The sequence below is a fragment of the Kurthia sp. YJT4 genome (assembly GCF_030219945.1).
Taxonomy (GTDB): Bacteria; Bacillota; Bacilli; order Bacillales_A; family Planococcaceae; genus Kurthia; species Kurthia gibsonii.
In genome coordinates, this window is sequence record NZ_CP126689.1 from 2,356,348 (window position 1) to 2,370,171 (window position 13,824).

Annotated in this window: 6 protein-coding genes; 2 read left to right on the forward strand and 4 right to left on the reverse strand. The window is 27.9% G+C overall.

Features of this window, described 5'->3' with window-relative positions; all coding sequences use genetic code 11:
- Positions 1-265 precede the first annotated feature (265 nt).
- Positions 266-3,376, forward strand: a complete 3,111-nt coding sequence (locus QN089_RS11740) for an Eco57I restriction-modification methylase domain-containing protein (protein WP_285215365.1) — start codon at positions 266-268, stop codon at positions 3,374-3,376.
- An 18-nt stretch (positions 3,377-3,394) separates the two neighbouring features.
- Entirely contained in the window at positions 3,395-6,514 is a 3,120-nt protein-coding gene (locus QN089_RS11745; protein WP_285215366.1) for a helicase-related protein, read from the forward strand.
- A 708-nt stretch (positions 6,515-7,222) separates the two neighbouring features.
- On the opposite strand, the gene QN089_RS11750 is transcribed toward QN089_RS11745, so the two are convergent.
- The 4 genes from QN089_RS11750 to QN089_RS11765 form a co-directional block, all read right to left on the reverse strand.
- Positions 7,223-9,070, reverse strand: coding sequence for an ATP-binding protein (locus tag QN089_RS11750; protein WP_285215367.1), 1,848 nt, complete (start codon positions 9,068-9,070; stop codon positions 7,223-7,225).
- A 753-nt stretch (positions 9,071-9,823) separates the two neighbouring features.
- Positions 9,824-9,988 (reverse strand): hypothetical protein, encoded by a 165-nt coding sequence (locus QN089_RS11755; RefSeq protein ID WP_285215368.1) that lies wholly within the window; start codon positions 9,986-9,988, stop codon positions 9,824-9,826.
- A gap of 1,026 nt (positions 9,989-11,014) precedes the next feature.
- Complete coding sequence (locus QN089_RS11760) at positions 11,015-11,470, reverse strand: hypothetical protein (protein ID WP_285215369.1); 456 nt, start codon at positions 11,468-11,470, stop codon at positions 11,015-11,017.
- 447 nt (positions 11,471-11,917) lie between these two features.
- A complete protein-coding gene (locus QN089_RS11765; RefSeq protein ID WP_285215370.1) occupies positions 11,918-13,783 on the reverse strand; it encodes an AAA family ATPase in 1,866 nt (621 codons plus the stop codon).
- Between the last annotated feature and the right edge of the window lie 41 nt (positions 13,784-13,824).

Below are 13,824 nucleotides of genomic sequence, written 5' to 3' on the forward strand. Positions count from 1 at the left end.
GACTCAACATATGTTTTTAAATTTTTTGAATCTAACTCATTATGTTGCATAGAATTTCTATAAACTCTTAACCTATTCAGTTCCTTAAAGAGTTTAGGGAACTGTTGTTTTAATTTATTAAAAATATAATTATTTATTTCTTGAGATTCCTCAACTTTATTAATAATTTCAACTCTTAATTTTTTTAATAGGAGACGCTAGTTATCAATCAATTAAAGAATAGATATGATATATTTAATATGACAATATCTTTGGAGGAGAACTAATGATTAATTTACTAAGTAAAGAAAATATACAAAAATACTTTTCAAAAATAGGTTATGAAGATAACCCAATTTTTGCATTTGATAAAGCAAAACTTGATTTCACATATGAGTGGATAGAAAACGTACATTTAATAAGTAATACTGATGACTTTAAAATATGGTTATTTGAAATAGACCAACTAAAGATTGAGTTGATGAATACAATAGCCCATCGTTTATATCGTAGAAATCCTTTTGATTATAATTTACTAATATTTACCACGGTTGATTATAATAATACAGTTTTTTTACATTATCATAGAGATAACGACGGGAAAATTAAAATTAGACGTTTAAAAATTGAAAAAAATAAGTTAACTGCTACTGATGTTAGAATACTATCCGAAATTAAACTTAGCGGAAAAGACATCATAGATGATTTAGATATTGCAAAAATTCATAAAGATGCATTTGATATAGAACGTGTCACAGGTAAATTCTTTGAGGAATTTAAAATTCAAATTGAATATTTTTCTGAAAACATTAAAGGAATGGAATTAAAAAGAGATAGAAAAAATTACGCACTACTCATTCTGAGTAGATTAATTTTTTTATACTTTATTCAACAAAAAGGATGGCTTAATGGCGTACAAAATTATCTTTATGATAGATTTCAATATTGCTTATTAAATAACAAAAATTATTATGAAGATATTTTAAAACCGTTATTTTTCGAATGTTTAAATACCCCATTCGAAGATAATTTATTTACTAAAAATAAAAGATCTCAAAAAGCAAGGAGTTTATACGAAAACTATGAGCCAGTTTTAGATGATATTGAAATTATTGAAAATTTTTACGGAATACCATATTTAAATGGAGGTCTATTTGAGGCAAACCCATATTACGAGGTTAATAAAAGGATTGAAATTTCCAATGATATTTTCCAAAGTATATTCGAAAATCTCTTAAATAAATACAATTTTACTGTTAGAGAAGATCTCGGTTACGATACTGACATAGCAGTTGATCCCGAACTATTAGGTAGGATTTTTGAAAATATGATTATTGAAGAAGAGCGTTCAAGTACAGGAAGCTTTTACACTCCAAGAAATATTATCAATGAAATATGTAAGACTTCTTTAAAAAAGTATTTTAGCAATAAATTAGAATCTTCTCTTTACAAAAAATTCGAATATTTAATTCATTACCTAGAGGATGAAAACCTATATTCAAAACAAAAAAAGTTGATTATTGATAATCAAAACACTAGAATACAAGATTGCTCTATTTATAAATTAACCTCGACGGAAGCAATAAAAGTTCTAAATGTACTTAATCAATTAAAAGTATGTGATCCAGCAGTAGGTTCAGGTGCTTTCATTTTAGGAATGCTCCATATATTAATTGAGATTAAACGAAAAATTTCATTACATTCAATGTCATCAAGAATAAATATTTTTGATAGCAAAAAGGAAATCATCAAAGAGAATTTATATGGTGTTGATCGCGAAGAAGGAGCAATAGATATTGCGCAATTAAGACTTTGGCTATCACTATCCGTTGAACATAATGCTAATTCAATTGATGAAATCAAACCCCTTCCAAACTTGGCATATAAAATTATTCAAGGTAACAGTTTATTATCTACAATTGCCGGAATAGATTTAGATGAAGAATTTTCTAAATTGGGTTATGGACAAATATCGTTATTTGAAGAGAAAAGTAAATTGCATTCAATAATTGATGAAATAATTTCTAAAAAAAATGAATATTTTCATGCTACAGTTAATAAACAAGAAATTAAAAATTCAATTAAGGAATTAGAAAGTAATTTACTTCAGTCATTTACCACAGATAAAAAGTGGATTCCAGATAGTTTAAATAGTAGAGAATTGTTCTCATGGAAAATTAATTTCCCGGAAATATTTGAAAATCAAGGTTTTGATATTATTATAGGAAATCCACCTTATGGAGCTGAATTTAATAATTATGAAAAAACATTCCTAAAAAATAAATACCCCAATGTAGCTGACTATGAATCATCACAATATTTTTATTTAAGAGGATTAGAACTCTTGAAACCAAACGGAATTATAAGTTATATCACTACAAATTCATTTCTATTTAATATTCATGCAAAAAATTTCAGAAACGAGATTATCACAGAATCTATATTAGATGGAATTTTTGATTTAACTGAAGTGAATGTTTTTAAAAAGGCAAAAGTAAGAACTGTAATTAAATATGGAATAAAAAACACGTTAAAGAATTATGATTTAAAATATTATAATTTCGATCAAGAAATAGAGCGTTTCTACTACAAGAATAAAAAATCCATAAAAGATCTTATCAAAAATGATAAAAATTGGTTATTCATGATGAGATTTACTGAGGACCAAGAACAGCTTATAAAAAAAATTGCTTCAAAAGGAAAGCCTCTTGAAAATGATTTTTATGTAAGTCAAGGATTAATTGCCTATGATAAATATAGAGGTCATTCGCCAGAAACAATAAAAAATAGAATCTGGCATGCCAATTATCCAAAAAATGAAACTTATAAACCTGAATTAAAGGGTGAAGATGTAAAAAGATACGTAGTAAAATGGAATGAAAAGGTTTGGATTAGTTATGGTAATTGGTTAGGTGCACCAAGAGAGCAAAAGTATTTTATTGGATCGCGAGTTTTAGTACGAGAAATTGTTAATAAACAAACCGGTAGGCTTAATGCTGGTTACACAGAAAATGAATATTATAATACTCCAAGTATAATAAATATCATTCCAAAAGAAGGAAATAGCGTTTCTCTTATTTATATTTTGGGTTTATTGAACTCAAAATTATTTGCTATATACAACTATGGAACTTCTCCAAAAGCTAAAAAAGGGCTTTTCCCCAAAATACTGGTTACTGACGTGAGAACATTGCCAATTAAATTAGGTAATAAAGAACAAACTTATAAAGTGGAATCAATAGTTAATAGTATTTTGAGCTTAATTAATAAAAAAGAAATTGAAAAAGAAATTGAAAAAGAAATTGAAAAAGCACAAATTGAGATTGATCGATTAGTTTATGAAATTTACGGATTATCTGATGATGATATTAAAACATTGTTAAGTATTATAGATTAGAATTGGAGTGAGGTAGTTTTGCCTGAAATACCTGAAATAATTGATAATAGAACTAGTTTGTTAAAAGATACCATTAATAATTTAATAAAATATGCTGATAAGGTAGATATAGCTGCTGGCTATTTCTACCTAAACGGCTTTAACTTAATAAAAGAAAATATTAATGAAAATTGTACTATAAATATAGTAATTGGAAATGAAACAAATGCTGTGACCGCAAGTGAAATTTCCAGTGGTTATGATTTAAAGCGTAATTTAATACTACGTTCAATGGAAAGAGACTTATGTTATTTAGACAATAATCAAAAACAAGAAGTTTATGAATTATCTGAGCTTATTCGAGATGGGAAAGTTAATTTTAAAGTTTTCGTAAAAGATAAATTTCATTCTAAAGCCTATATTTTTGATGTTTCATATAATAATGGAGATATCAAAGAACAATATGCAATAGTTGGATCCAGTAACTTTACAAAAAGTGGTTTAGGTGATCCTAATGCAATTAAATTTAACACCGAGTTAAATGCTGTATTACGTCAACCCTCTGCTATACAAGAAGTAAAAAATTGGTTTACCGAAATATGGAATGAAGCAGATGATTTCAATGAACAGTTGCTAAAAATTATTGATAATAATATTCAAGTTGAAAAATTAGAATATTCCCCTTTTGATATTTTACTAAAAGTTCTTTTTGAATATTTAAAGGATGATACAACATTTAAAGAAATACAGTCCTTAAAACTTGATGATTTAACTGAGTTTCAAGTCTTTGCTGTGAGAAAATCCATACAGATTTTAGAAAAATATAATGGGGTAATTATTGCAGATAGCGTGGGTTTAGGAAAAACCTATATAGCCAAGGGTCTTTTAAGGTATTTTTCATTGCAAGGGATGAATACCTTAATTATTTGCCCTGCTTCATTAAAGACCATGTGGGAACAGCAAGCAAATGAATTAAATATACCAATTACTTTATTAACTCAAGAGAACATCGGTAAAAACGGTATACCATTAAATGAAATACAAAAAATTAATAATATTATTATTGATGAAGCTCACAATTTCCGTAATGATAATGCAAATAGGTATAAAGAATTGATTCAAGTAACAATGGGCAAAAAAATAGTCCAATTAACAGCTACTCCTGTAAATAATTCAATTTATGATTTATATAATCTTCTCACACTGTTTTTAAAAGACGATGATTTTAAAAATAAGTTTGGTATTGCTAAATTAAAAAATGTTTTTAACAACTATGAAGAAATGGAAGATCAAGTAACAAATATTTTAAATGAAGTTATGATTAGAAGAAGTAGGACTTTTATTAAGAAAAAATATGTAAATAATAACAAAAATTTATATATTAATAGTAAAAAAATCAAGTTCCCTAAAAGGCACTTAAAAAAAATAAGCTATAGCATTTCCGATTTATATGGTGAAGATATATTCATAGAAATAGCAAGTATAATTGAACATTTGAACTTGCCAATAATAAGTGAAGAATCTTTTTCGGAAAAACTCCAATTCAATAACAATGCTCTTGTTAAAACAATATTATTAAAACGCTTTGAAAGCTCAGTAGAAGCGTTCAGAAACTCTATAATGAAGCAAATTCAATACTGTAATTTACTTCTTTCATCAATTGAAGCAGGTTTTCTTATTACAAAAAAAGATGTGATGGACGAATTAGACTCAGATAACTTTGATATTTTAAACAATATAACTAAAATAAATTTATCTGATTATCAAGGAAATCTTGAAGATTTATTATTCAAAATTACGGATGATAAAGAAAGTCTAAATAAAATCTTAATAATGATAGAAGATATAGATTCAGAAAGAGATGTTAAACTTCAAGCATTAATTAGTCATATAAAATTAACTTATCACAAAAATAATCAACAAAAGCTATTAGTATTCACTCAATTTAAAGACACGGCACGATATATCTATAAACATCTTCTTGATACTAATTTTGGTATTGTAAGTGAGATCGATAGTAAAAACAATCAAAATAATAGAAAAGAAAAATTAGTTGCTCAATTTTCTCCAAATGCAAATCCAGAACTATTTGATCCAGAAAAACCTGAAATAAATATTCTAATTTCCACTGATATTTTATCAGAAGGTCAAAATTTACAAGATTGTAATACAATTATTAACTATGATTTAACCTGGAACCCCGTTAAAATTATTCAACGAGAAGGTAGAATTGATCGTATTACTACTGAATACAATAATATATATATATATAATTTTATTCCAGATGATAGATTGGATTCGATTTTAAATTTAACCAAAAGATTATCTGAAAAAATAAAATATATTAATGAAACTATTGGTAATGAAAGTCGGATTATCTCAGAAGATGAAATTTTAATTGATAAAATTTTTAATGAGAAAGATCAAGATCAAATTTTAAGAATAAATAATGAAGATCAATCTTTATTAGATGAACTTGAACGTGAGAGAGAGGAAATTGTAATCTCAGACGAATATATTTACGAGGATTATAAAGAATTAATTTTCAATAATGAGGAGAATAAAAAGTTAGTTTCTAATTTTCCAGATGGTATTTTTTCTATTAAAAAATCAGAGTCACACAAAGGAATATTTATGTATTTTAAAGTATCTAAAGAAAGTTACTGGTTATTTTATGATATCAATTCAAAAGAGATTAAAACAAGTAAGGCAGAGATATATAAAATTCTTTCTTCTGGAAATTTCCTAACTAACAAACCTATTAAAAGAGATATTAATTATAATATAAATCTCTTGTTAGAAATGGGAGAAAAATATGTAGCCGATCAATTAAATGATATTAATCAAATTCAGGCTACATCTTCAGAAATTGATAAAGTACAGAAAGAAATCGCAGAAAGATTAGAGAGAATTTTTTCAAAAACAAAGTTTAGAAATAGAATAACACGTGAACAGCGAAAAATAAGAAAAAAGTTAAAGAATCCACTGCACAAAGGAACAATTAGTAAATTAAAAACTATTGAAATTTCCTTACTTTCAGATGAAGAGCTAATTAATAAATTAGATGAAATTTTAGAGTATATCGACCTAGAAAGTACTGCTGTAATTTCCAATTTAAACAATGAAATTAAGTTAATTTGTTATGAATTGTTTATATAATAAGATGGGAGATAGAGGATATCCTTTTAGTGGGATATCTTTCTATTTTCACACTTATTTCTTTTGTAGCTTTCTTTTATTTTTAAACCATATATTTGAGTACAATCTTTACCCGATGTATTAGCAGGACTGCGGCACTTTTATATAGGTCTATCTAAAATATTATCAATTAAATAATTCAACTTTTTAATTACTTAATCTTTATCTTGTAGTTGAGTTCCTAATGGAGATAAACTACTATGATTTAAGAACCTGTTCAAAAGAATAATTAACCATATTATACTATTTTTATTATTTAACTATTTATAAAAAAAATAGAAATAAACTGAATTGCTTATAATGATCCTTCAGATTAAATTTCTTATTCCGCATTAGCTACGGTTTGTTGAAACCATATGAAATCCAATAAAATATGAAAAGTGCCAAAACCCTTATCTATCAAGAATTTTGACACTCTATGAAATCATCTGATTTCGTAATAGGGAGACAGCGTAGCGGGAGTCGTACCCCCCGCGTACACAAGCTACCATATGCCGGCTTCTATACGCGTATCTTGCCTACTTAGGTTTCACATAGCAATATGCCGACACTTACAACTATAAGGGATTAGCTACTTTCCATATTTCTTTTTATAACGATTTTCTCCACTAAGGAGTATTACATATTAACGAACTTGGTTCGGAGACCTAACTTTAGAACAACATATTTCTAATTAGTTTCAACTGGGATACCCTTAATACATTGGCTAATAAATGAAAACCACTTCCCTTCAATTTCATTTTCAGTATCTAGTTCTTTAATCTGTTCATATGTTAAACTTTTAGCAACGTGATTATTCAGTTTTTTCTTTACATTACTCTCTCCATATTTAGTTAGACTAGCCACTAAATTAGGTACATCATCATTAGGACCAAAAGCCAATTCTGGTAATCCATAAAACGCTTTTATAGCATCTGGATGAATATAATTTTCAATTTCTCTTTTTGTCGTTAAATAAGCTACTGAACCATCATTTCTTTCTCTTACTTTTTTACACCATTTTTCATACTTAGGTTCTTTACCTTCTTCTACAATATCTCTGTCATAAATATGTATCTCGGGGACATTTAATTGTTTCAAATACTGATTTTCAACCCATCCTCTTAATGTATCTCCTCCACAAGGAATAATCACTACATCATCAGAATTAGATAAATCTACAATTTGAGGATTCTCTCGGGAAATTATCGAACTTAATATTTTTAAAATACTTAAGTCATTAGGTCCCTCAACAAACACAGCTACTTTTACTCCTCTATTGATAGGTGATGCAAATACACCTAGAGTTTCAGCTATTTTTTCTAATACTGATTCATCAGTATTAGAATTTAAAATACTTTTACCTTGTCCAGTATTTAAAATTAACCTTAAAGAATCTGATGGTAATAAGCTAGCAAAAGCTGGGACATGAGTTGTTAGTATAACTTGTGTATTTTCTTTTTTACTTAATTCAAGTAATGCCTCTGCCAACATAATTTGATTAGAGGGATGTTGTGCAGTTTCAGGTTCTTCAATTGCATAAATTATATTTCTACCTGTGCTATTATCTTTTTTTTCAGCAGCAGCCCTAAAGAAATTTAAAAGGATTAACCTTCTTACTCCACTTCCACGCTTATTTATAGGAATACCATCATCACCTTCTAGAGTTAATTTAAATACACTTTGCCATTTTGGAGTTTCTGGAATACTAGGTGTTAACTCGTTTGCTAATAACGGATCCATTTCTTTTAATTTTTTTAATGTTAATGTTGCTACATTCATGGCTTTCTCTTGAACTAATTTCTCAATATCCGCTAGTTGTTCTCGCACTTCTTCCAAAGCTTCCTTTATAGCTACTTTCATTGGATCTTGAACTTCCGAATCTCCATCTAAACTTGGTCTATCTGATTGGAACAAAGTAAAAATAGGTAACATTGGATTTATTTTTTCCCAAACTGTACCACTATCCCCTTTATTTAAGGCGATAAGGTGAGTATTTAAATTTGTTATATCTATAGAATTAAAAATATCTTTTCTCATTAAATGATTTGTTCTTAAATCTGTAGGGCCATTTTCTAATTCTATAGACTTTACTTTTCGCTGCAATTCAGTTTGCGTTAACTGAATTAAATATTTACCATTCTCAATAGCTTCATTAGGATACAATGCTTTTAAAAAAATTTCCGGTTTAATTGTCTTTTTAGAACAATCATATATTTTATGAACTTCTAACATTCCATATTCATTAAGTAAAAATTCATTTTTAAATGTAGTCGATGCTGTTTCATCCAAAACGATTTCTTCTTTAAACCCAGAAAAAACACATCCTATTAACACATTAGAACTGCCTGTTTTTACACAATAATCTTTGGAATCAATTTTAACTGTACTATTATTAAAGAAAATCTCTAATGCTTCCAAAATAGTTGACTTACCTACGTCATTCTTTCCCACAATAGTAGTTAAATCATTAAAGTCTATTTCTGTAAATGTTTCATACGAACGAAAATTTTCTATAATTACTTTTTCTAATTTCACCCAACTCACTCCTTCATAATTATAAATCATACCAGATTATATTTGAAATATTCACTATTATCATAAAGTAGTCAGAAATTTATTAAATTTAATTATTTATACAAAAAAATTTAAACCACGTCATATATTGCGCAACTCCAAGACCATAATACTGTCTCACCTCCCCCCAAGACATAGGGGAGATGTGTATTTTAATTTGCACTATTTAGCCCAGTGATAACTAATCTAACTAAATGAGACTTTTTAAAGTTGTATAGTATAAGATTAATAACTTCTTTTCTATTTACTTCTCGCAGCTTTCTGCTAAAGTTTTTCGTAACATATCTACTTGTGAAAGTCCCAGGCATAGTCTTACTAATGTTCCCCATAGTTATTTCTTTTCTTTAATTATTGCTAACTAAACAATAGCTAAATATATTAGTTACTTAGTAGATATATTTAAGTCTGTATAACGGTCTTATTTTAGACTATTGAACAGGCCTATTTATACGCTTAAAAATTTATCACATTATTCGCCACTGAATGAATCTTTTCTCGCCGTTTCTCTAGTTCAATAAATAGCTGTAGAACTTGTTTTGCTAGATCATCATTTGAGTGTGGTTGTAGAGAAAAGTATGTATTGTTGTTATTCTTCTTGTGTTTTTTTATAATTAGCAATCCCGCAACTACTAATCGTTTACTAGCCGAAACAATACTTTGGCGACTACAATTCAAATAATTCTCAAGCTAATAAATTGTGGGAAATGCATAGCCCTAATCTTCGTTAAACAACTCTAAATACTTCACGTAAAGAACCATATCAAATAGTTTTATTATTCCTAACTGAACGTAATAAAAAATATCCATTGATACTTTTTCAAATTTCTTTGTGAAATTATGGGTAGCTAACGATTGTTTGGGCTTAATCATTTTATTCACCTCACTTTCTCCTCTCACAGGAGTACTTGCACTTTGAAGTGATTTTAAGACATTCATTTACTTTTTTCAAAAAGAGTAAATAGGAATACCTATTCACTTTCTTAATTGCTATTCAATTGAATTTTAGGACACACATCTATAAAAATCGCTCAAATTATTGGCTACTTCTTCAACATCTAGATCTAAATATTACGTGGTTACCGCTAAAACACTATGTCCTAATGATTTACTAATCAATGCAATACTTGCCCATTTATCTAGTAAATTGTTTGTATATGTCCTTCTAATTGCGTATACGGTTATTCAAATGATTTAACATTTTCGGCATATTTATAATTTCTTCATCAATCGGAAATATTAGAAATTTGTGATTTTTAATATTGAACTATCTAAATTTAAACATATATTATCAAAGTTAATATAATGTTCTCTTAACTCACCTCAATATACAGATACGAATACCTCGTCTTATAAAATTAGTTTGAAAGCAGTATCGTCTCTAAAACCTATAAAATTTGTTTGGTCGATCAACTGTAGTAGCTTATCAATGTCGGATTCTTTTGTCCCTTCTTTAACTTATTTATAAACTTTAATATGGATAGTCGTCCAGAAACGATTGTTAATCCAATCATTATTAAAGAACTTACTTAGAATTACTTTGATTGATTTTAAGCGAATTAACTTTGTTCTTTACGATACGTCTAGCATATCTAAATAATGATAGATAGAATCCATTGAAATACCCTCAACGTATTTTAATTAGTTCATTTCTACAAACTGATTAAAAATGTATTCATAGATTAGAATAGTATTGTCACAATTCTAAACGTTTTTCATTTGTTTAAATATCATCTCTAATGCTACTGCAACAGTAATCACGTCTCGCTTTTCCTCATACTGTTTTTGGTAGTGATGCTATGACATCACCACTAACAGCAAATATTCCATGTTTTCTACTTTTAAACAAAATAAAAACCTTCATTTCCATTACTGAATTTGAAGGTCTCCAATGTAATTTTAAATAAATTACTTGTTTCTCTTAAGTTCCCTAATTTTAGCCTTATGCGCCCTTTCTAATTTTTTGCGTTCATTTACTAAAATCTGATTATGAGCATCTTTAGTAATAACTTCTAATGTACTCAATTTATTAAACGGCTTCGAATACACTTTTTGATACCTATCTTCTAATAATTGATAAAATGTTAGTAATGCAAAAAAGTTAACCATTGCAACATATGTATCCTTATGATTAAAAACTTTAATGATGTTTTCTGCTACTGTAAATTTACTAGCATCCAAGAAAACAAACAACTCATGGTAACATGTAATCATATATACTATTGCCACAAGAATTATACTTTTAGGTAACAAATAAAGTATACATTTCTGTACTTTAGGTAGAATATTACCGATTACTTGTAAAATAATTATAAAAATAAAAATAAATGTCACTATTCCTAGTAATGAGATTAAAATAGCCATATTATTCTCTCCTTTTTATATAATATATATTACGGATCTAATAAAAAAGATTTGCTAAAATATTATTTAGGCATGAAAAAAGGGATATTAGACAAGAGTTCAACTCCCTTTTAATACCCTTAGCTTCTAAGATTTTTGATTTGACTGCATTTATAGTCACTTTTAATATGGAGACGGCGGGAGTCGAACCGCTTCTTATAAAAATGTTGTTATATCAACGTTTAGGAGCGGTTTTTATCACTATAACAATTTGTCAGCTACGACTTTAGCTACGATACATTAAAAATATGCGTTGTAAGAGCGATTTTAGAAGATGAATTATCATCTTCTTTTTTATTTCCCCCGTATTAGAAAAATAAAAAAATAGTTTTAAAATATAGATAGCAAGGCAATCAGCCTTTACACACAATCCCCCAAAACCTCAAAGTATGGTGAAATATTATTTTCTTAAACTTCAGTTACTTCTTTATATTTCTCAAAAGAACTATCAAATATTTTTTCACATAGTTCCTTCCATCTTTCATCTACATCATTCCAATCATTCCCCCAGTTATCTGAAATGTATTTATAAGCTTTATAAGGCTTCTCTGAATTAGGAGGCGTATATCCTAATACATCTTCAATACAGTCTTCTAAGACAAACAATTTTTCAGGATCTACATTATCAGCTATAGGTTGATTAAAACGTTCTGCACCCTCCACACCCGTATCTTTATCATGCATAACAAAAGGATTTATCCCCATTGCATTGAAATATTTAACTAAAGAAATAATGGTTGCTTTACCACGAGCTTTAACTATGCTCCAATTTTGCTTAATATCTAATTTTATTTTCTCAGGCATTCTATTAATTGTCTCTAGTAATACTATATCTTCAGTATCACCTTCTACTATCAAAACATTACTCGTGAAAAACACTTTTGCCATGTAATCATCTATTTTCAGTAGCATTTTCACGTAATTTTTATCTGAACTATGTAAATCCTTAAATGCTTGTGAAACATTAAATGCATTAGCATATACTTTTTCTATTACTGAATTAGTGCCACTAGTATTAACCTCTTCTTTTGAGATTGTTAAATGATTCAATATTTGGTTTTCTATTTTGCTTAAATTAATCATATATGGTGAATGAGTAGTACAAATTATTTGATTAGTTTTACTTTTTGCCAAGTCATATATAGTATCTTGTAATTGAATTGCTGCACTAGGATGTAAGTACATTTCAGGTTCTTCAAAACCAATTATTAAAGTATTGCTTCTAGCTGTACTCTGTCTCATATCTCTATATCGTAATAAAGCAAATACAGCAGATCTTATAGCCCCAGTTCCTTGATTCTCTACGGGTGTACTAAAGTTACTGATCATACTAATATCGAATGATGGCTTAATAGTTTTATTAGGATCAGATAGATTTGCTGTAGCTCGTAATTTTATGTTGGGAAAAACTTCACTCAACACTTTATTTAAACCGTTCATCATTTGACCAAAGTCTTTATTTTCATCATTGGGATCTAATTCTTTTTCCAGTAAATCCAAATATTTTTGCGCTTTTATAAAATTTTCAGATGTTTCTCTAACATCATTAAAAAGACTATTTAAAACTTGAATTAATGCTCCTCTCTCGCTTGAAATTTCATTTGTTCTATCTTGAGCAGGAATCAAAAGGAATTTTGGTAATTTAGAAAGGACATTTCCTGGAATACCACCAGGATTGCTAATCCAATTCTCTGTACCTTCTGAATATATAAAGTAGTCTTCTTCATCTAGTAACTTCTTTTTTTGTGCCGGTTTAAGTTTTGTATCATGTTCAACACCCGGATATAAATCTTCTAAAATATCTTGAGGAAAACCATTTTCAATTAGTTGACTAATATTTTCACACTCTTCGTAAATTGGATTAATAAATTTAGTATTTTCTAGTATTTCAATTTTAACATTTTGCCCTCTTGAATAAGTTTTTCTATATTTGAAGCTTAATCCCGTATCGTCACTACCTTCTTCTTTTGGGTATTCAAAGATTCTTCCTTTGAAACCTCTCCAACTAGAACATTCAACCGGGCAATTTCTAAACTCGCCTGTAATTATTACTTCATCTACTATTGGTATATTTTGATCATTTTCATCGGCATAACCTAAATAATCATTTTGATCATCAAGCTTTTTTACATCTGTTAATAAATATTCAATAGCTTTAAATATTGTACTTTTACCTACATTATTCATTCCTATAAGAAAGGAACATTTATCCAATTTAATTGTAGTATCAAAGTGTTTTCTAAAACCCTGAATTCTAATTTCATGTAACTTCATAACCATTACACTCTCCTTTAAAAAGTAAAATAACAACATCT